The organism is Acidimicrobiales bacterium (assembly GCA_016716005.1).
GTDB lineage: Bacteria > Actinomycetota > Acidimicrobiia > Acidimicrobiales > JADJXE01 > JADJXE01.
Genome location: JADJXE010000001.1, coordinates 880,352 through 899,303 on the forward strand (window position 1 = coordinate 880,352; position 18,952 = coordinate 899,303).

General features: G+C 74.6%; 19 protein-coding genes and 2 pseudogenes. 11 read left to right on the forward strand and 10 right to left on the reverse strand.

The window, feature by feature from the left end:
• The first annotated feature begins 27 nt into the window (after window positions 1–27).
• Window positions 28–621, forward strand: a complete 594-nt coding sequence (locus IPM45_04265) for a TetR/AcrR family transcriptional regulator (GenBank protein MBK9178778.1) — start codon at window positions 28–30, stop codon at window positions 619–621.
• Window positions 622–645: 24 nt separating this feature from the next.
• Here the strand turns inward: IPM45_04265 and IPM45_04270 are convergent, their stop codons facing one another.
• The 3 genes from IPM45_04270 to IPM45_04280 form a co-directional block, all read right to left on the reverse strand.
• A complete protein-coding gene (locus IPM45_04270; GenBank protein MBK9178779.1) occupies window positions 646–1,410 on the reverse strand; it encodes an ABC transporter permease in 765 nt (254 codons plus the stop codon).
• 76 nt (window positions 1,411–1,486) lie between these two features.
• Window positions 1,487–2,422, reverse strand: coding sequence for an ATP-binding cassette domain-containing protein (locus IPM45_04275; protein ID MBK9178780.1), 936 nt, complete (start codon window positions 2,420–2,422; stop codon window positions 1,487–1,489).
• A 127-nt stretch (window positions 2,423–2,549) separates the two neighbouring features.
• Window positions 2,550–3,752 (reverse strand): DEAD/DEAH box helicase, encoded by a 1,203-nt coding sequence (locus IPM45_04280; protein MBK9178781.1) that lies wholly within the window; start codon window positions 3,750–3,752, stop codon window positions 2,550–2,552.
• A gap of 162 nt (window positions 3,753–3,914) precedes the next feature.
• Here IPM45_04280 and IPM45_04285 point away from each other — a divergent pair, with 162 nt between their 5' ends.
• The 3 genes and pseudogenes from IPM45_04285 (at window position 3,915) to IPM45_04295 (ending at window position 7,212) form a co-directional block, all read left to right on the forward strand.
• On the forward strand, window positions 3,915–4,469 hold the full coding sequence (locus IPM45_04285; GenBank protein ID MBK9178782.1) for an SET domain-containing protein: 555 nt from the start codon (window positions 3,915–3,917) through the stop codon (window positions 4,467–4,469).
• 9 nt (window positions 4,470–4,478) lie between these two features.
• A pseudogene (locus tag IPM45_04290) lies at window positions 4,479–5,701 on the forward strand (saccharopine dehydrogenase NADP-binding domain-containing protein).
• Window positions 5,702–5,751: 50 nt separating this feature from the next.
• Window positions 5,752–7,212, forward strand: a complete 1,461-nt coding sequence (locus tag IPM45_04295) for a DUF885 family protein (GenBank protein ID MBK9178783.1) — start codon at window positions 5,752–5,754, stop codon at window positions 7,210–7,212.
• On the opposite strand, the gene IPM45_04300 is transcribed toward IPM45_04295, so the two are convergent.
• Window positions 7,142–8,038 carry an MFS transporter permease gene (locus IPM45_04300; GenBank protein ID MBK9178784.1) on the reverse strand — a complete coding sequence of 299 codons (897 nt, stop codon included), beginning with the start codon at window positions 8,036–8,038 and terminating at the stop codon, window positions 7,142–7,144. The two genes, IPM45_04295 and IPM45_04300, sit on opposite strands and share 71 nt — an antisense overlap.
• A complete protein-coding gene (locus IPM45_04305; protein ID MBK9178785.1) occupies window positions 8,035–8,463 on the reverse strand; it encodes a hypothetical protein in 429 nt (142 codons plus the stop codon). Before IPM45_04305 ends, IPM45_04300 begins: the two co-directional genes overlap by 4 nt.
• A gap of 40 nt (window positions 8,464–8,503) precedes the next feature.
• Here IPM45_04305 and IPM45_04310 point away from each other — a divergent pair, with 40 nt between their 5' ends.
• The 3 genes from IPM45_04310 to IPM45_04320 are packed head-to-tail and all read left to right on the forward strand — an operon-like array spanning window position 8,504 to window position 11,380.
• The gene (locus tag IPM45_04310) at window positions 8,504–8,920 is read left to right on the forward strand and encodes a PPOX class F420-dependent oxidoreductase (protein ID MBK9178786.1); all 417 of its coding nucleotides are present in this window, start codon (window positions 8,504–8,506) and stop codon (window positions 8,918–8,920) included.
• Window positions 8,921–8,931: 11 nt separating this feature from the next.
• Complete coding sequence (locus IPM45_04315; protein ID MBK9178787.1) at window positions 8,932–10,167, forward strand: glycosyltransferase family 1 protein; 1,236 nt, start codon at window positions 8,932–8,934, stop codon at window positions 10,165–10,167.
• Window positions 10,168–10,171: 4 nt separating this feature from the next.
• Window positions 10,172–11,380: a hypothetical protein gene (locus tag IPM45_04320; protein ID MBK9178788.1), complete on the forward strand. Its 1,209-nt coding sequence runs from the start codon at window positions 10,172–10,174 to the stop codon at window positions 11,378–11,380.
• Window positions 11,381–11,404: 24 nt separating this feature from the next.
• Here the strand turns inward: IPM45_04320 and IPM45_04325 are convergent, their stop codons facing one another.
• Genes IPM45_04325 through IPM45_04335 form a run of 3 tightly spaced genes read right to left on the reverse strand, consistent with a single transcriptional unit; the run spans window position 11,405 to window position 12,309 of the window.
• Window positions 11,405–11,569, reverse strand: a complete 165-nt coding sequence (locus IPM45_04325) for a hypothetical protein (protein ID MBK9178789.1) — start codon at window positions 11,567–11,569, stop codon at window positions 11,405–11,407.
• A 36-nt stretch (window positions 11,570–11,605) separates the two neighbouring features.
• A complete protein-coding gene (locus IPM45_04330; protein ID MBK9178790.1) occupies window positions 11,606–12,118 on the reverse strand; it encodes a hypothetical protein in 513 nt (170 codons plus the stop codon).
• Window positions 12,115–12,309, reverse strand: coding sequence for a hypothetical protein (locus IPM45_04335; protein ID MBK9178791.1), 195 nt, complete (start codon window positions 12,307–12,309; stop codon window positions 12,115–12,117). The genes IPM45_04330 and IPM45_04335 overlap by 4 nt, the downstream gene beginning before the upstream one ends.
• 76 nt (window positions 12,310–12,385) lie before the next feature.
• Between IPM45_04335 and IPM45_04340 the strand changes: the two are divergent.
• The 4 genes and pseudogenes from IPM45_04340 (at window position 12,386) to IPM45_04355 (ending at window position 15,174) form a co-directional block, all read left to right on the forward strand.
• A pseudogene (locus IPM45_04340) lies at window positions 12,386–13,194 on the forward strand (phytanoyl-CoA dioxygenase family protein).
• 9 nt (window positions 13,195–13,203) lie between these two features.
• Entirely contained in the window at window positions 13,204–14,094 is an 891-nt protein-coding gene (locus IPM45_04345) for a hypothetical protein (protein ID MBK9178792.1), read from the forward strand.
• 40 nt (window positions 14,095–14,134) lie between these two features.
• On the forward strand, window positions 14,135–14,950 hold the full coding sequence (locus IPM45_04350) for an SURF1 family protein (protein ID MBK9178793.1): 816 nt from the start codon (window positions 14,135–14,137) through the stop codon (window positions 14,948–14,950).
• Window positions 14,947–15,174, forward strand: a complete 228-nt coding sequence (locus IPM45_04355; GenBank protein ID MBK9178794.1) for a hypothetical protein — start codon at window positions 14,947–14,949, stop codon at window positions 15,172–15,174. Before IPM45_04350 ends, IPM45_04355 begins: the two co-directional genes overlap by 4 nt.
• Before the next feature lie 10 nt (window positions 15,175–15,184).
• Here IPM45_04355 and IPM45_04360 read toward each other — a convergent pair whose 3' ends face one another.
• Window positions 15,185–16,699, reverse strand: a complete 1,515-nt coding sequence (locus IPM45_04360) for a hypothetical protein (protein ID MBK9178795.1) — start codon at window positions 16,697–16,699, stop codon at window positions 15,185–15,187.
• Between the two features lie 134 nt (window positions 16,700–16,833).
• Window positions 16,834–18,945: a S9 family peptidase gene (locus tag IPM45_04365; protein ID MBK9178796.1), complete on the reverse strand. Its 2,112-nt coding sequence runs from the start codon at window positions 18,943–18,945 to the stop codon at window positions 16,834–16,836.
• Window positions 18,946–18,952 lie beyond the last annotated feature (7 nt).

Sequence of the window (18,952 nt, forward strand, 5' to 3'; positions counted from 1 at the left end):
GTCGAGCGGCTCTGGCACACTCGGGCCGTGCCCCGCATCCAGGCCGGCTCGGTGGCCGAGCACCGCACCCTCATGGAGGGTCGCCTGCTCGACGCCTTCGGTGAGCTGCTCGCCGAGCAGGGCTACGGCGACACCACGCTGGCCGACGTCGCGGCCCGCTCGGGGATGGCCCGCAACACCGTCTACAACTACGTGGCCGACAAGGAGTCGCTCCTCCACGGCTACATGGACCGCGAGGTGCGCCGGTTCCTCGAGGACGTCGAGGCGTCGGTGGCCGCGGCCCCGGACGCGCCGAGCCGCCTCGAGGTGTTCGTACGGGCCCAGGTGCGCTACTTCGCCACCAGCCCCTCGGCCGGCCACGACCTCGTCGTGCTCCTCGGCGCCGAGCGCTACTCGGCGCTGATGGCCCACCTGCGACCGGCGCGCCAGGTGGTCACCGCCATCGTCCAGGAGGGCATCGGGTCGGGCGACTTCCGCCCGATCGACGTCGACAGCGCGCTCACGCTGGCCTTCGCCTGCATGTCGGCCGATCGCATCCCCCTGGCCCGGGGCGAGGCCGACCCCGACGTGGTGGCCGACCGCACGGTCGACTTCCTGCTCCACGCCCTCCGGGCGGGCTGACCCCGCCGGGCTGACCCCGCCGGGCTACGACAGCACGCGGCGGCGGAACCCGCGCACGCCCGCCCCGCCGATCACGACGGTGGCGACGGTGAGCGCGAGGAGCGACACCCACGGGTTCATGTGCGGGACCTGCGGCGTCAGGGCGGCGCGCAGCGCCTCGTTGAGGTACACGAGCGGGTTCACCAGCGACAGGATCTGGAGCCAGCGGATCGGCTCGAGGGCCTGCCACGGGTAGTAGACGCACCCGAGGAAGGTGATGGGCAGCACGATCACCGAGAAGATCAGCGGCACCTGGTTCGGCTTGAAGGCCGTGCCGATCAGCAGGCCGAGCGACGACGACGCCAGCGAGCCGAGCACCAGCGCGGCCACCAGCAGGGCCCAGTTGTCGACGTTCACCTGCACGTCTCCGCCGGAGACCAGGTAGGCGCAGGGGTACACGGCGGCCGCCGCCAGCAGGCCCTGGACGGCCCCGAACACCACCTTCTCCACGGCCAGCATCCCCGTGGGGAGGGGGGCCATGGCCCGGTCCTCGATCTCGCGGCTGATGTTGAACTCGGTCACCAGCGGCAGGGCCACCGCCGACACGCCCTGGAACATGATGGCGAAGCCCATGAGGCCGGGCACCAGGATGGTCGTGAACTCCACCCCCGGCTCGGAGCTCGAGAACCCCTGACCGATCCGCGGGAACACGTAGCCGAACACGAACACCACGAGCAGCGGCTGCATCAGCGTCCGGGTGATGAACATGAGGAACTGCCGGCGCAGCACGCGGGTGTCGCGCAGGATCATCCCCCAGAAGGCGACGAGGTAGCCCCGCCGGGTCGGGGCGACCGGCGGTGCGCCCGCGGCGGCGTCCAGGGCCAGGTCAGTCACGCAGCGCCCTCCCGGTGAGCGAGATGAACACGGTCTCGAGCGACGGCTCCTCAATGGCGACGTCGCGCAGCCCCCAGGGCTGGCAGCGCTCCACGATGCGGGGCAGCAGGCCCTCGAGCTGGTGGACGAACAGCCGGACCTGGCCGTGCACGACCTCGGCCCGCGTCACGCCCTCCAGGTCGGTGAGGGCGCCGATGGCCACGGCCGGGTCTCCGTCGAGGAGCAGGGCCACGATGGTGTCGCCCCCGGCGCTCTTCTTCAGGCTGTCGGGCGTGTCGAGCACCAGCACCTTGCCGTGGTCGACGATGGCCAGCCGGTCGCAGAGCTGGTCGGCCTCTTCCATGTAGTGGGTGGTGAGCACCACGGTGGTTCCCTCGCGGTGGAGCTCCTCCACCGCCTCCCACAGCGCGATGCGGCTCTGGGGGTCGAGCCCGGCGGTGGGCTCGTCGAGGAACAGCACGGCCGGGCGATGGGCCATGGCCCGGGCCACCTGCAGCCGCTGCGCCATCCCGCCGGAGAGGGCGTCGGGCATGGCCTGGGCCCGATCCGCCAGCCGGAACCGCTCGAGCAGCTCGCCCGCCCGGGCCTTGGCGGCCGCCGACGAAAAGCCGAAGTAGCGGCAGTGGAACACCAGGTTCTCCAACACGGTGCACGACCGGTCGAGGGTGTTGTACTGGGTCACCACGCCCAGCCGGCGGCGCGCCCCGGGGGGATCGGCGGCGACGTCGACGCCGGCCACCGTCACCTGGCCACTGGTGGGGACCACGCGAGTGGTGCACATGCCGACGGTGGTGGTCTTGCCGGCTCCGTTGGGTCCGAGGAGGCCGAAGACCTCGCCTTCCTCGACGGCGAGGTCGATCCCGTCGACGGCCCGGACGGGCGGTGGGCCGGCGTAGTCCTTCACCAGGCGCTCGACGCGCAGAGCCACGGGCACCGGCCGAGCATGGCACGACCGCCCCGGCGGAGCCGCACCGACGCTGGCGTGCGCCGCCCGGGCGATCGGCTCGCAGCCGCGACGGCGCACGCGACGCCGGGCGATGGGTCGTGCCGGGGCCTCAGGCCAGCCGGCGCGCCGCTCCCCCGCCGCCGTCGCCCTCGCCCTCGGCCTCCTCGCCGAAGGCGACCAGGTCGGCCAGGCGCGGGTCGTTGGAGAACACCTCGACGATCGGCGCCTCCAACCCGAGGCGCTTGTGCAGCAGCCGCACGTGGCGCTCCTCGTCCCAAAGGAGCAGGGTGACGACCACCCCGCTCTCGCCGGCGCGGGCGGTGCGCCCCGAGCGGTGCAGGTACGCCTTGTGGTCCTCGGGCGGGTCGACGTGCACGACCACGCCCACGTCGTCGACATGGATCCCGCGCGCCGCCACGTCGGTGGCCACGAGCGCGGGGAGCCTGCCCTCGGAGAAGTCGCGCAACGCCTTCTCGCGCACCCGCTGGGGCAGGTCGCCGTGGATGATCGCCACCGCCACGCCCTCCTTGCGGAGGTCGGCCACGAGCCGGTCGGCACCCCGCTTGGTGCGGGTGAAGAGCAGCGTCCGGGGGTGGCTGCGCACGATGGCGGCGCACACCCGGACCTTGTCCATGTGGTGCACCAGCAGGAAGCGGTGCGTCATGGACTCGACCATCACGGTGCCGGAGGTGGCCTCGTGGAACACCGGCGCGCGCATGTGGCGCTGGACGAGGTGGTCGACGGCCCCGTCGAGCGTGGCCGAGAACAGCAGCGTCTGGCGGTCGCGGCGCATGCGGCGCAGCAGCCACGTGACCTGGGGGAGGAACCCCATGTCGGCCATGCGGTCGGCCTCGTCGATCACGAGCACGCTCACCGCGTCGAGGGCGACCACCTTGCGCTCGAGCAGGTCGATGAGCCGGCCGGGCGTGGCGATCACCACGTCGGCGCCGTCGTCGAGATCCTTGATCTGGCGCTCCATCGGTGCGCCGCCGTACACCGCCACGACGGCGACACCCTGGACCTGGCCGAGCGGGGCCAGCTCGTCGCGCACCTGCGCGGCCAGCTCGCGGGTGGGTACGAGCACGAGCCCGGTGGGATGGCCGGGCTCGGCCCGCCCGACCCGCTCGAGCATCGGGAGGCCGAACGCGAGCGTCTTGCCCGAGCCGGTCTTGGCCTTGCCGCACACGTCGCGCCCGGCGAGGCCGTCGGGGAGGGCGAGCGCCTGGATGGCGAAGGGACTGCTGATGCCTCGGCTCGCGAGCGCCTCGACCAGGTCGGGGGCCACGCCGAGGGAGGAGAACGAGGTCGTCATGCACCCTCGTGGGTCGTTCGGAGGAGCGCCGGCCCTGCCACGAACGCGGTGGCCGGCCGGTCGCCCCCAGGGTACCAGCGCACCCGGCTCGACCGGCGGAGCGCCGACGGGTGCGCGCCGGCGGCGCCCCTCGGTGGACAGGCCGCCGCCGTGCATGGTCGGATGGTCCTCCGTGCCCTGGTGGGCTGGCGCGCGCGGGAGGTGTCGATGCTCGTCAACTGGCTGAACCCGAAGGCGCAGCCCCGCCAGGCCGGCGCGAAGGGGATGGGCTGCTACGCCACCTCCCCGATCGCGGCCGGCGAGACGGTCGCGGCCTTCGGCGGCTGGGTGTGCGAGCGGACCGAGCTCGACCGCCTCTCCGACGACCGCCGGGCCCGGTCGATCCAGATCGACGACCACCTGTTCCTGGTGGGACCGCCCGACGCGGAGCCGGGCGACTGGGTCAACCACTCCTGCGACCCCACCGCCGGGATCCTCGGCAACGTGCTGATCGTCGCCCGGCGCGACATCCGTCCCGGCGAGGAGCTCACCTTCGACTACGCCATGTGCGACACCGCCGACTACGACGAGTTCGAGTGCGCCTGCGGGTCGCGCCTGTGCCGGGGGAGGGTGACCGCCGACGACTGGATGCTCCCCGAGCTGCAGCAGCGCTACGACGGCTGGTTCTCGTCGTACGTGACCCGGCGCATCGCCGGCCTGGCACGCCAGCCGGCCTAGCCTGCGGCCATGCGCGTGCTGGTGGTGGGAGCCGGTGGCGTGGGGTCGGCGCTGGCGTCGATCGCCCGTCGCCGCCCGTTCGTCGAGCACCTCGTCCTCGCCGACGTCGACGCGGGCAAGGCGCAGGCCACGGTCGACCGGCTGGCCGACCCCCGGCGCTTCCAGGCCGCCCGGGTCGACGCGTCCAGCACCGCCGACATCGCCGCCCTGGCCCGGCACCATCACGTCGACGCGGTGGTCAACGCCTGCGACCCGCGATTCGACCCGCCGATCTTCGAGGCGGCCTTCCAGGCCGGGTGCACGTACCTCGACATGGCCGCCACCTTGTCGGAGCCGCACCCCGAGAAGCCCTACGAGCTCACGGGCGTGAAGCTCGGCGACGCCCAGCTGGCCCAGCACGACCGGTGGGTCGAGGCGGGCCAGCTGGCCCTGCTCGGCATCGGGGTCGAGCCCGGCCTGTCCGACGTGTTCGCCCGCTACGCCGCCGACCACCTGTTCGGCGCCATCGACGAGTGCGGCGTGCGCGACGGCTCCAGCCTGGTGATCGAGGGCCACGACTTCGCTCCACGTTCTCGATCTGGACGACCATCGAGGAGTGCCTGAACCCGCCCGTCATCTGGGAGCGCGGCCGGGGTTGGTACACGACCGAGCCGTTCTCGGAGCCCGAGACGTTCGTGTTCCCCGAGGGGATCGGCCCGCTCGAGTGCGTGAACGTGGAGCACGAGGAGGTGCTCCTCATCCCCCGATGGGTCGACTGCGGCCGGGTCACGTTCAAGTACGGGCTCGGCGACCGGTTCATCGAGATTCTGAAGACCATCCACCTCCTCGGCCTCGACGACAAGCACCCGGTGCCGGTGGGCGACGTGCGGGTGGCGCCGCGCGACGTGGTCGCCGCGGTGCTCCCGAACCCGGCGCTGCTCGGCGACCGCATGCACGGCGTGACCTGCGCGGGGACGTGGGTGACGGGCACCGGCATCGACGGCCGCCCGCGGGACGTGTTCCTGTACCACGCCGTCGACAACGCCTGGTCCATGGCCGAGTACGGCCACCAGGCCGTGGTGTGGCAGACGGCGCTGAACCCCGTCGTCGCCCTCGAGCTGCTCGACAGCGGCGCCTGGCGGGGTGAGGGGGTGCTGGGCCCCGAGGCCTTCGATGCCGTGCCGTTCCTCGACCTGCTCACCGACCACGGCTCGCCCCACGGCATGGAGGAGCGGACCCCCTCCGGCCCGTGACCGCCATCGGTGCGCGCCTCCGGGCCGTGTGCGACGTGTGGCACGCGCACATGCGCGGGAACGTCGGCCTGCACGAGTACGACGGCCGCGTGCAGGACCTGTCGCCGTCGGGCGTGCGCGCCGCCCTGGCGGCCCTCGGCGGACCGGCCGAGGCCGACCCGTTCGACGACGCACTGCTGGACGCGGCCGAGGCCCACCTGCGGGTGACGCTCGGCGACCTGGCGCTGCACCGGCGCAGCCCGCTGCTCCACCTCGAGAACCTGGACGTGTCCGGCTACCAGCGCCCCTACGCGCCCGCCGACGAGCGCCGGGCCGCCCGTCGGCGCCACTTGGCGGCCTGGCCCGACGCGATCGACGCCGCCATCGAGGCGCTCGACGCCGTGCCCGCGCCCGTCGCCGCCGGCCTCCTCCCCGCCGTGAAGGGGCTGGCCGAGGGCGTCGACGCCAACGCCGGAGCGGTCGAGGCCGCGGCCGCGGCGGCCCATGCCCGCTTCGCCGCGCACGTCGAGCGCTGCGCGACCGAGGGCGACCCCGACGCCGCCCTCGGCGGGCCGGCCCTCGTCCGGCTCCTGTCCACCGCCGAGGCCGTCGACGTCGACCTCGGCCGGCTGGCGGTGGCTGCCGACGCCGAGCGCGACCGCCTGCGCTCGATACTCACCGAGTCGTGCCGGGCCCTGTGTCCCGACCGCCCGGTGGCCGACACGGTGCGGGCCCTGGCCGCCGATCACCCCGACGCCGGCGGCGTGCTCCCCGCCGCCAGGGCCCTCAGCGACAAGGCCATCGCCTTCACGGTGGAGCGGGGCCTGCTCGGCCCGCTCGACGGCGAGCTCGACGTGGTGTCCTCACCGCCGGCGCTGTCGTGGGCGATGGCGCACATGGCGTGGAACGCGCCGTGGGAGGACGACGGCCCGTCGTGGTACTACGTCACCCCGCCGTCACCGGCCTGGCCGGCCGCCGAGCAGGACGCGTGGCTGTCGGTGTTCAACACGTCGTCGCTGGCCGCCATCACGGTCCACGAGGTGGCGCCGGGCCACTACGCCCACGGCCGGGCGCTGCGGCGGGTGGCGAGCCCCGCCGGCCGCACCCTCCTCTCGTACGCCATGGTCGAGGGCTGGGCCCACTACGCCGAGGAGCTGTGCTGGGAGGAGGGCTTCCTCGGTGGCGACCCGCGCTACGCGGCCGGGATGGCCATCGAGGCCCTGATCCGGGTGACGCGGCTGGCGGCGGCGATCGGCCTGCACACCGGCGCCATGTCGGTCGCCGAGGCCACCCGCCGGTTCGAGGAGGACGCCTCGATCGAGGGCCCGGCCGCCCGCTCCGAGGCCGCCCGGGGCACGTTCGACCCGATGTACGGCGCCTACACGTGGGGGAAGCTCACGATCCTGGGGCTGCGCGACGAGGCCAGGCGCCGCTGGGGCACCGGCTACACCCACCGACGGTTCAACGAGGCCCTGCTGGCGCGGGGCGCGCCGCCGCTGGGTCTGCTCCCGGCTGCGATCGACGCCGGCTGATCCGCTCCAGCGGGAGGAACGAGCACAGCGCCACCACGTGCGGCGTGAAGAGGATCGCGACGGTGGCGAACACCGCGACGTGGAAGGCGAACGCGACCCCCAGCGCCACCCGCCCCACGATCCCGCGCACGAACAGCAGCGGGCTGGCCAGCTCGAGGAGCACGATCACGTACTGCGACACGTGGAGCAGCTCGGGGTGCTCGGCGAGCGGCTCGCCGAGCGCGGTGCCCCGCCGCAGCACGGCCCGCAGCAGGGTGGCGCTGTCGAGCCAGGCCAGCCCGCCGAAGCGCAGCTTGGCCACCGCGGCCAGCAGGTACGCGGCCACCACGCCCACCTGCACGCACCGCAGCGCCCAACCCGCCGCTTCGCTGGGCGACCGGTCGCCCCAGCGGGCCCGCCCCACGGTCGGCAGCAGCGCCAGGGCGACGAGGAAGCCGAAGCGGTCGTGGTCGACCTTGCCGTACGAGAACGCGATCACCATCCACTCGAGGTACAGCACCGCGACGGCCGCGCCGGCCAGGCGGGGCCAGCGCCCGGTGAGCGCCAGCACCGCCGCCGCCAGGAGGGCGACGAGCACGCCCGTGACCACGGCCGTGGTGGGTGTGGGCAGGGGCAGCAGCCGCCCGACGAGGAGGGGCCGGTAGAACACCGTGGGCGTGTCGGCCCGCTGGCGCACCCACGCCGACGTGAGCAGCACGTCGACCAGCACGTACCCGTACACCAGGGTGCGGAACACCGCCACCCGCCCCAGCGGCACCGGGGCGAACCACCAACGACCGAGGGCCGAGCGGGCGCCCTGGCCCGGGGCGGCGCCCGCGGGGGTCACGGCCGCCGCCACACCGCCACCTCCCGCACCGTCTCGCCCACCACCTCGAAGTCGACCAGGTCCCGCACCCGTCGCATGAGCCGCAGCTCGACCACCGGCGGCCGGCCGGGCGTGCGTGCCTCGTACTCGGCCGCCAGCGCGCCGAGCAGCTCCGGGTGGGCGCGCAGGCGTGGGTACTGGCCCTCCAGCTCGGCGGGCCGCAGGCCGAACACGTCCGAGCGCACCTGCTCCTGGGTGCCGTCGGCCCGCACCGCCACGAGGAACGGGGTCGACACCTGCCCATCGGGCTGCGAGGCGCGCGCGTACATCCGGAACGGGCCGAACGGGAAGTGGTCGTCCTGGCCCCACAGCGACCCGGCGAGCAGCAGCACGAGCGCCACCGCGGTGACCACGGCCCGCCACCGCCGAGCATTCGTCGACAGCATCGTCCCGACCCTACGCGCCGCTGGCCGTAGGCTCCCACCCATGGCCACGGCCCTCCCCGACGACGTCCGCGCCCTGCTGGAGCGGCCGAACTACGTGCACCTGTGCACCCTGCTGCCCGACGGCTCGCCCACCAGCATCCCGGTGTGGGTGGGCCTCGAGGGCGACCGGATCCTCGTCGGCAGCGGCACCGGCACCCAGAAGGCGAGGAACGTCGCCCGCGACCCACGGGTGGCGCTGTCGGTGGTCGACCTCGAGAACCCGTACCGCACCGCCACGATCCGCGGTCGCGTCGTCGAGCAGCGGCCCGACCACGACTGCGCGGTGATGAACGTGATCGCGCGCAGGTACACGGGGGCCGACTTCCCGTGGTCGGGCCCCACCCGCATCGTGCTGGTGATCGAGCCCGACTCGGCACGGTACGCCGAGCTGCCGTTCACCCACGCGCCCGGCCGCTGACGCCGACCCCCGTGCGGGTCCTGCTCACCACGATCCCGGGGACCGGCCACTTCGCCAAGGTCGTGCCGCTGGCCCGCGCGGTCGTCGAGGCCGGTCACGAGCTGCGGGTGGCGTCGAGTGCCTCGTTCCAGCCGACGATCGAGCGAGCGGGGCTTGCCGGCGTGCCGGCCGGGCTCGACTGGCTGGAGTCGGCCCCGGACCGCATCGCCCCAGCCCTCGCCCGTGCCAACGCCCGGCAGCGGTCGTCGGCCGTCGGCACCATCGTCAGCCAGGTGGCGCCGGCGCGGATGCTGCAGGACCTGCTCCGGATGGCAGAGGCGTGGCGGCCCGACGTGGTCGTCTCCGAGCCCAGCGAATGGGGCGGGCTGCTGGCGGCCGAGCGCCTGCGGACACCCCACGCCCTGCTCGCGACCAGGATCCCCTTCGTCGTCCCCACGTGGCAGTCGCGGCCACCGTCGCCGGCTCGGGCCACCGGCCCCGCCGCGATCCCCTACTCGGAGCTCCGCCGGCGGCTCGGTCTCGCCTCACCCGACGCGCCGCACCACGTGCTCGCTCGGCGGTACCTGGTGCTCGACGGCACCCCGCCGAGCTTCCACCCCGCCGACCGAGTGCTCCACGCCCGGACCGCCCACGCCGTGCGGCTCGTGCCGTGGAGCGCACCCGACCCCGACGGCTCGCCGTGGCTCGACCGCCTCCCCACCGATCGGCCGGTCGTCCACGTCAACATTGGCACCGTCTTCGATCGCGACCCGCCGGCGGCGGCCACCACCGCTCGCGCCGCGATCGCCGAGGGGGCGTACGTGGTCGTCGCCCACGCCGGCCCCGCCGCCGAGCTGGGCCCCCTCCCCGACGGCGTCCTGGTGGTGCGGTGGGCGCCCCACGACCTGCTGCTCCCCCGCTGTTCGGCCGTGGTCCACCGCGGCGGCTGGGGGACCACCCTGCTCACCGTCGCGCACCGCCGGCCCGCCCTCGTGGTGCCCCACGGAGCGGACCAGCCGCTCGTCGCCGCCCGGCTCCAGGCCTGCGGCGCGGGCCGGTCGCTCCCGGTCGGCCCGGTCGACGAGGACGCGGCGCGCCGCGAGCTCCGGCGGCTGCTCGACGACGTCCTCCTCCGCCGCAACGCAGCACGGATCGGCGACGAGCTCGCCACCATGCCCGGGCCCGAGCACGGCGTCGTCCTCCTCGAACGGCTCGTCGAGACCGGTCGCCCGATCGCGGGCCGGCCCGACCTGCCCGGTGTCTGGTAGCGCCGTGCGGGTGCTGTTCACCACCATCCCGGGCCACGGCCACCTGCTCCCCATGGTGCCGCTGGCGCACGCCCTGGTGGCCGCCGGCCACGAGGTCCGGGTCGCCACCAGCCCCTCCTTCTGCCCGACCGTGGAGCGGTGCGGGCTGGTGGCGCTCCCGCTCGGGCTCGACTGGCTCGAGGGCGAGGTCGAGCGGCTCGCGCCGGCGGTGGCGGGCCTCGCCCCCCCGGCCCGGTCCGCGGCGATCCACGCCGTCCTCAGCGCGGCGTCGCCGCTCTCCATGGTGCAGGCGCTCGATGGTCCCCTCATGGGGTGGGGAGCCGAGCTGGTCGTGGCCGAGACGGCCGAGCTCGGCGGTCCGCTGGCCGCCGAGCGGGCCGGTGTCCCCTACGCCCAGCTCTCGGTGAGCGTGCCGTCGACCCCGTCGGCGGCCGGCATCGGCCCATCGGTGCGGGTCGACGCCCGTGGCCCCACCGCCGTGCCCTACCACCTGCTGCGCCAGCGCCTGCAGCTCCCCCCTGCGCCGGTGGAGGCGGCCACCCGCCGATTCCTCACCCTCGATCAGATGCCCGCGAGCCTGCACTTCGGCGCCACCTCGTGGCTCGCGCCCACGCGGCGACCCATCCGGCCCGTGGCGTACGCACCCCCTGGCCCCGCTGATCCGGTGGTGGACGACGCCCTCGACGACGACCGGCCCCTCGTGCTCGTCACGCTCGGCACCGTGTTCCACCGGGCCGCCGACGTGATCCGCGCCGTCGTCGACGGCCTGGCCGCCGAGGATCTCGCCGTGCTCGTCGCCACCGGCGGGCTCCCGCTCGACGACCTCCCGCCCAACACGCACGCCGCACCGTGGGTTCCGAACGACCGGGTGATCCCCCGCGCCGCCGTCGTGGTCCACCACGGCGGCCCGGCCACCGCCCTGGCCTGCCTGGCCGCCGGCGTCCCGGCGCTGGCACTGCCCCAGGCCGCCGACCAGGGTGTGATGGCGATCCGCGTGCGCAACGTCGGCGCCGGCCGCCTGCTCGGCCCCGGCGTCGTCACTCCTCGGACGGTCCAGACGGCCGTGCGGGTGCTGCTGGCCGACCGTCTCTACCGGGCCAACGCTGCACGCATCGGCGAGGACATCGCGGCGATGCCCGAGCCCGCCGCGCTGGTGCCGGTGCTGGAGCAGCTGGCTCGCGACGGCGAGCCGGTGGCCGGCGTGTTCACCTGAGGGCCCCCCGGCGGCGGCGGTTCGTCAATCGCAATCGTCCTCGTCCTCGACCGTGCCGGTCGCCAGGGTGTCGCCGGGCGTGCCGCCGGTGAGGTCGGTGATCTCGAGATCGAACGAGCCCGCCCCGATACCCGACACCGGGAACGGGAGGCTCGATCCGCCTGCGGGGATCGTCTGGGGGGCAGCCACCGGGATCGTTCAGGCACGGGGGATCGGTGATCGCCATCATCCCGTGGTTCGGGGGGACTGGGACACCACGATGGTGAAGGAGATGTCACCGGGCGCAGGCGGCGGTGTCACCACGATGTCGGAGGGGAGCTCCCACTCGCACCCGTTGCCGTTGCCGTTGGTTCGGGGTACGGCCTCCGGCTTCACGCCAGCCGCCGGAACCTGCTCGCAGGAGGTCGACTCGTCGCTCTCGAACCCGACCTCGGGCACGTCGCCGGGCGACGGAACCTCGACGGGCTCGACACCCGGCGGCGGGGGCAGGTGCAGCCCGTCGTCCGGGGACGGCGGGGCGACCACCTCGAACCCGCGCAGCGATGCCAGCGCCACCGGGTCGGTGACCTGGCTCGACGTGCCGTCGAGCAGGGTGAGCTGCACCCCGGTGACGACCCAGTCGCCCAGGGCCGCCCCCGCCGGAAGCACCATCGTCAGGACAACCTGGCCGTCCTCGGTGATGCTGCCCTCGTAAACGGCGGTGACGGTCTCGCCGTCGGGGCCGCTGAAGGTGATCACGATCCTGGCGATGCCGGGCCCGGCTCGACCACGACGGGGACGGTGGTCGGCGAGTCGGGCTGGGGGATCGCGCCCGGCTGCACCGACACGCTCACCACCTGGGCGTTGCCCGCCCGCGGCGTGAGCAGCGCTGCCGCAGCGGCCAGGCGGGCCCCGACATCGGTGGTCCCGGCGACCAGCACCAGGAGCATCGGTGGGAGCACGTCACGGATCGGCCGATCGCGAGGCCCGCGCCCCGAACGGGCGCGTCCGGTACGGTGCGCGGCCATGAACGAAGCCGACCGGCGCAGGCACCTCGAGGCGATCGAGCGCGACGGCTACACGATCGTGGAGGACGCCATCGAGGCCGACCTGGTCGACGCCCTCCACGACGACCTGCTCCGCCTCGAGCGCGAGCTCGGCGTCACCCCCGCCGGGAACAGCTTCGAGGGCGCCCTGACGTGGCGGATCTACAACCTGCTGGCCCACGGCGAGCTGTACGAGCAGATCCCGGTGCACCCGAACGTGCTGCCCGTGGTGGAGGGCGTGCTCGACCACGGCTGCCTGGTGTCGTCGGTGTCGTCGATCGCGATCGGCCCGGGCGAGGCCGCCCAGCCCGTCCACGCCGACGACCAGGTGATGCCACTGCCGAAGCCGCACGTGGCCACCGTGTGCAACAGCATGTGGGCGCTCACCGACTTCACGGAGGCCAACGGCGCCACCCGGATCATCCCCGGCTCGCACCTGGCCGACCGCTCCCCCGACTACGGCCAGCCCTACGACTCGGTGCCGGCCGAGATGCCGAGGGGCTCGGTGCTGGTCTGGCACGGGAGCCTCTGGCACGGCGGCGGGGCCAACACCACCGCGCACCGCCGGGTCGGGATCGCCATGAACTACTGCGCGGGGTGGGTGCGGCAGCAGGAGAACCAGCAGCTCGGCATCCCCCTCGAGACGATCCGGCAGTTCTCCCCCGCCTTCGCGAGCTGGTGGGCTTCGGCGTGTACCACGGGCTCATCGGCCACATCGACAAGCGCAGCCCGGCCGAGGTGCTCCTCGACGAGCCCGTCGGGGCGACCATCGTCTGGGACCGGATCTGAGGCGCCGACGTGGCCGTCACCGACCTGGACGAGCGGCTCCACCCGGTGCAGGACCCGAGCCCGCACTGGAGCGACTCGCTCTACTTCAACGCGTGGGACCCGGCCTCCGGGGCGTTCCTCATGACCCGCATGGCCGTGCTGGCCAACGAGCCCAGGGTGACGGGCGGGGTGCTGTGCTGGATCGACGGCGTGCCCGCGTACGGCTACGGGCGGGAGCTGGGCGAGCTGCCGGCCACCGACTGGGACGCCATGAGCGTGGGCGGTCTCGACTACCGCATGCTCCAGGCCAACCGCGAGTGGCTCGTGCGCCTCGACGACGGCGACGACAGGGCGCACCTCACGTGGGCCGGCTTCACCGGCGTGTTCGACTACGCCGACAACGAGCAGCCCCTCCCGCGGGCCGTGGCCTGGGGCCACTACGAGCAGACGTGCACGGTGCGGGGCGACCTGCACGTGGCCGGCCGGCGCATCGCTTTCGACGGCGTCGGCCAGCGCGACCACTCCTGGGGCCACCGCGACTGGGGCGGCCTGGCCGAGTGGCACTGGATCACCGGGTTCTTCGGCACGCGGTGCAGCTTCAACCTCTTCCACGTGTGCACGCCCGGAGGCGACTGGACCGTGAACGGGTTCGTGCACCGCGACGGCCGCGACGTCGCCATCGCTGGAGCCGAGCGCACGACGCGCGAGGGCGACGGCCGCTCCCCCGAGGGCTACGAGCTCGTGCTGGCCCTGGCCGACGGCAGCCGCCTCGAGCTCGGCGCCGAGGCGGGCGGCGTGGAGGTCCCCGTGCGGCCCCACGAGGGCGCCACCGTGGTGCACGAGGTGCCGATGCGGTTGCGCTCGTCCGACGGCCTGGACGGGTTCGGGATCTACGAGCTGCTGGAGAACTCGCGCCGCTGATGCCCGTCGCGCCGCGGTGCAGCGGTACCCTCGCCCACCGGTGCACCGCTACCGCTTCCTGCTCTCGCCGCGCTGGATCCTGTTCGGCCTGCTGTGCCTGCTGCTCATGGCCACCACCGTCAGCCTGGGGCGGTGGCAGTGGCAACGGCACACCACCAAGCGCGACGCCCGACAGCTCGCCGCCGAGCGGGCCGAGCAGGTACCCGTCCCCCTCGACCGGGTCGTGTCGCCCGACGACGATGCGGGCGTGGCGGACGACCTGCGCTTCACGCCGGTCACCGTCTCCGGCACCTACGACACCGCCGCCGAGGTGCTGGTGCGGTCGCGCACCTTCGACGGCCGCACCGGCTACTGGGTGCTGACCCCCCTGGTCCCCGAGGGCTCCGACGCCGCCGTGCTGGTCAACCGGGGCTGGATCCCGCTCGACGTCCCCGCCCCGCGGCCGGTGGCGAGCGTGGCCCCGCCGGCGGGCGAGGTGACGGTGCGGGGCGTGCTCGTGGCCGGCCAGACGCGGGGCGCCTTCGGGCCGCGCGACCCGGCCGGCGGCACCCTCACCGAGCTGGCCCGGGCCGACGTCGGACGCATCCAGCAGCAGTACCCGGCCGACCTGTACCCGGTGATCGTGCAGCTCGACGCCCAGGAGCCGGTCCAGCCCGGCGACCTCCCCGTCCCGGTCCCCCCGGCACCGCCCGACCTGGGTCCCCATCTCGGCTACACGCTCCAGTGGGGCGTCTTCACGCTGCTCGTGCCGGTGGGGTGGTTCGTCGTGGTGCGCCAGTCGGCCCGGCGGCGCGAGCGCGACGAGCGCCGTGCCGCCCGCGGGGCCGGGGCCGGGGCCGTCGGGGTCTCGCCGTGAGGCCGACGCTGCGCTCGATCGTGCTGGGCCTCTACGCGGTCGCGGTGCTCGGGGCCGGGGTCGCGCTGGTGCTGTCGGGCGAGGGGCTCCAGGGCCCGGTCGTCCTGTCGCTGTCGTTCAACCACGGCATCCACGCCGGCGACCTGGTGAGCATCGCCCCGTTCGTGGTCCTGAGCGCCGTGGCCGCGTTCGTCGCCGCGCGCCCGGCGCGCCGCGGGGTCTGACGCCGACCCGTCAGACGCCGCCGCCGAAGAAGGCCTCGGTCACCAGCCACATGCCGCTGGCCTGCTCGACCTTCATGTAGATGGCACCCGCCTGGGGCGGGATCCCGGGGAACGAGCAGTACCAGCTGCCGTCACCGTGGTCCTCGCAGCGGGGCTCGCTGGAGAAGCCGTCCGCGGTGCGGCCCAGCCCGAACAGCTGCTCGGTGGCCTGCTGGGTCGCCCAGTTCTCGGCGATGTTCGTGGAGTTCGACTGCCAGGCCTGGAACAGGCCGCGGGCGGCCTGCTCGGCCGTGCCCCCCGCGGTGGAGCTCGAACCGCCGCCGGTGCCGGTGGTACCGCCGCCGGTGCCGTCGGTGCGGCCACCGCCGTCGACCACGATCACCGCGACGACGATGAACCCCATGGCGGGGTCGCCCCCCGGTGCCTCGACCACCAACTGCACCCCGTTGCTCAGGGTGCAGAGGAACGCCCCACCCGGGTACGGGTTCATCGCCGGCTCCTCGCAGGCGGTCACGGTGAGGCCGGCCACGAAGTCGGTCGAGAGCCGCCACAGGTACTCGAGCACCGGGGGCGCGCCGCACAGCATGGCGCCGGTGCGGTCGCCGGCCAGGCGGAACTCGAGCAGCCGCTGGATGGCACCCTCGGGCGTGGCCGCGCAGAACGGCTCGGTGATGATCGTGGAGGTCGTCGTGCTCGACGAGCTCGTCGTCGTGCTGGACCCGTCGTGGTGGTCCCACCAGTCGTCGTCCCACGGCCACTCCAGCGTCCCGTCGCCGTCCAGGTCGAGGAGGATCAGGATGTCGATCTCGATGTCGATGTCGATCACGATCGTGTCGTCCAGCCTGAAGCCGTCCCACCCGTCGCCGTAGTAGCCCCACCCGTCGTCGAGACGCAGCGGCGGCAACAACGGGTTCCCGCACCGGCACCGCACCCGCGGGATCCCGTAGCGGTCGATCAGCACCGCCGTCCCCGCCTGCAGCACGGCCTGGCGGGGCGTGGCGACCCCGTCCACGAACCCGTGGTTCGTCACCCGGGTGTCGCGGGTGAGCACCACCGGGCGCAGGTTCCGCAGGTAGTCCGGGATGTCGATCACCGCGATGCCGAGCACCGACGCGAACGCCGCCGCCTTGTCCGGGTTGGCCTGCAGGAAGGCGATCTGCTGCTCCACGTCACAGGCCACGTCGCTCTGGGTCCCGCCGTACAGCGCCGGCGTGGAGCCGGCCACCGTCTCCAAGGCCGCCGGCCCCGTCGTGGACGTCGGCGCCGTCGTGGTCGTCGCCACCGTCGTGGTCGTGGCGATCACGTCGTTGTCGGTCGAGTCGGTGAAGGGGTCGTCACCGGTGCTGGTGGCCGGCTCCAACCACAGCTCCGCCGCCTGCGCCGCCGGCTCGTTCGACCACGGCGACCACACCAGCAAGGCCGCCAGCAGCGCCACCACCACCCCACCGACCAGCACCCCGACCAGCAGTCCCTTTCGGCGCGATCCCTCCGGCGGGGGCACGTAGGTCGAACCGGCTGCCTCCATGGCCGCCTCCCTTCGGTACACCGAGGGTGGCGTCGGGCCCGCGGACGCGAACCACGTCCGCAAGGACGGGGCGCTCCACCACCTCTACCGTCGCGCCGACGCGTCCCGATGGCCAGACGCCCGGCGGCGCCCGGTCACCCGACGCCCAGCGCGTCCTTCAAGAAGGCGACCTGCAGGAGCAGGAGGTTCTCGGCCACCTGCTCCTGGGGGGTCATGTGGGTGACACCCGACAGGGGCAGCACCGTGTGCGGCCGCCCGGCCTCCAGCAGCGCCCGTGACAGCCGGAGGGTGTGGGCGGCCACCACGTTGTCGTCGGCCAGCCCGTGGACGAGCAGGAGCGGACGCTCCAGCCCGGCCGCCAGGGGCAACAGCGACGTGCGCTCGTATGCCTCGGCGTGCTCGGCCGGGTGGCCGAGGTAGCGCTCGGTGTAGTGCGTGTCGTAGAGGCGCCACTCGGTGACGGGCGCACCGGCCACGGCCGCCCGGAACACGTCGGGGCGGCGCAGCACGGCCAGCGCAGCCAGGTAGCCGCCGAAGGACCACCCCCGGATCCCCACCCGGGTGAGGTCCAGCCCGGGCCGCGCCGCAGCCAGGGCGTGGAGGGCGTCGACCTGGTCGTCGAGCACCGGGCCGGCCAGGTCGAAGGCCACCGCCCGCTCCCAGGCCGGCCCCCGCCCGGGGGTACCCCGGCCGTCGACCACCAGCACGGCGAAGCCCTGGTCGGCCAGCCACTGACAGGCGTGGAACGCGGCCCGCGTCCGCACCACCCGGGCGGCGTGGGGCCCGCCGTACGGGTCGAGGAGCACCGGCAGGGGGTCGTCGGCGTCGAGATCGCGGCCACGCGGCAGCACCAGGGCGGCCCGCAGCCGACGCTCGCCCAGCTCCAGCAGCTCCACCCGGGGCGCCTCGCCGGGGCTCCACGCCGCCGACGCCAGCTCGGCCACCCGCCGGCCGCCCTGCCACACCACCGAGCGGACGCCGTCCCACGCCAGCGACGCCGATCGCACCACCACCACGTCGCCGCCGGCCACGGCGGTGTGCACGCCCGGCTCGTCGGTCAGGACCACCAGCGAGCCGTCGGCACCCACCCGGCACACGCGCTGCTGGGTGGGGTCGTCGGTCGCGGCCACCAGCACGTGGTCGTCGCCGACGTGCAGCACCGACCGCACCTGCAGGCCGGCCGGGGTGACCGCCTCGTCGCCCAGCACCAGGCGCCGCGTGTCGTCGCGATCGACCGTCCACACCAGCCGCCCGTCGGCCAGCCGGCCCGGCACGCCGGGCACGATGTCGAGCCAGGCCGGGTCGGCGTCGTCGCGGATCACGTCGGTGACGCCGGTGTCCGGATCGGCTCGCAGCACCTGCATCCGCCGCTGGTCGCGAGCCTGCACCACCACGGTGAGGGGCCCGGCCGGTCCCCACGAGACCTCCACCAGGTAGGGGAACGCCGCGCGGTCCCACGCCACCTCCGCCCGCCCGCCGTCCAGGCCCACGACCCACAGGGCCACGTCGGCGTCGGCCGTGCCCGCGGCCGGGTAGCGCAGCACCGCCGGCTCGGCGGCCGGGTCGGCGGCGTCGGCCACGTGCCACACGCCCACCGGGGCGACGTCGACTCGCGCCACTGCGAGCCGCTCCCCGTCCGGCGCCCACCAGAACCCGCGGGCCCGGCCCATCTCCTCGGCGGCGACGAACTCGGCCGAGCCCCACGACACCGTGGTGGCCCCGGGCCCGGCTTCGCCGGCCACCTCACGGTCACCTCCGCCGGGTCCCAGGTCGACGACCCGCAGCGACGGCCCGGCCACGTAGGCGACCAGGCGCCCGGTGGGGTCGGGCCGCGGGTCGAACACCGGGCCCGTCACCGCCACCCCGCGGGCCCCGCCCGTCACCAGGTCGGCGACGAACAGCCGGCCCCCGAGGGCGAAGGCGGCCACCGTCGCCTTCGGATCGACCGCGAAGGCCACCACCCCGCCGGCGCCCTCTCGCGCCCGCTCCCGCCGGGCCCGCTCGGCAGGGGGCAGCCGCTCGTCCCCCGGGTCGGCCAGCAGGGCGCGGGGGTCGGCCGCCAGGCGCTCCTCGCCCGCGGCCACGTCGAGCACCCACAGGGCGTTCACCGGGTCGTCGCCCGCCGTCGAGCGGGCGAACACGACCCGCGAGCCGTCGGCGGCCACGGCCACGTTGCGGGGCTCGCCGAGGGTGAACCGCTGGCTGCGGGCCGAACGGCGCGGGAAGGACTCGGTGGGGTCGCTCACCCGACCA

Excerpts from the sequence above, each read along its gene's own strand:
- IPM45_04305 (MBK9178785.1), bottom strand. The coding sequence starts at position 8,463 with ATGCTGTCGACGAATGCTCGGCGGTGGCGGGCCGTGGTCACCGCGGTG.
- IPM45_04360 (MBK9178795.1), bottom strand. The coding sequence starts at position 16,699 with ATGGAGGCAGCCGGTTCGACCTACGTGCCCCCGCCGGAGGGATCGCGC.
- IPM45_04285 (MBK9178782.1), top strand. The coding sequence starts at position 3,915 with ATGGTCCTCCGTGCCCTGGTGGGCTGGCGCGCGCGGGAGGTGTCGATG.
- IPM45_04335 (MBK9178791.1), bottom strand. The coding sequence starts at position 12,309 with ATGCTCCTGGTGCTGGTCGCCGGGACCACCGATGTCGGGGCCCGCCTG.
- IPM45_04295 (MBK9178783.1), top strand. The coding sequence starts at position 5,752 with ATGCGCGGGAACGTCGGCCTGCACGAGTACGACGGCCGCGTGCAGGAC.
- IPM45_04280 (MBK9178781.1), bottom strand. The coding sequence starts at position 3,752 with ATGACGACCTCGTTCTCCTCCCTCGGCGTGGCCCCCGACCTGGTCGAG.
- IPM45_04270 (MBK9178779.1), bottom strand. The coding sequence starts at position 1,410 with ATGATCCTGCGCGACACCCGCGTGCTGCGCCGGCAGTTCCTCATGTTC.
- IPM45_04310 (MBK9178786.1), top strand. The coding sequence starts at position 8,504 with ATGGCCACGGCCCTCCCCGACGACGTCCGCGCCCTGCTGGAGCGGCCG.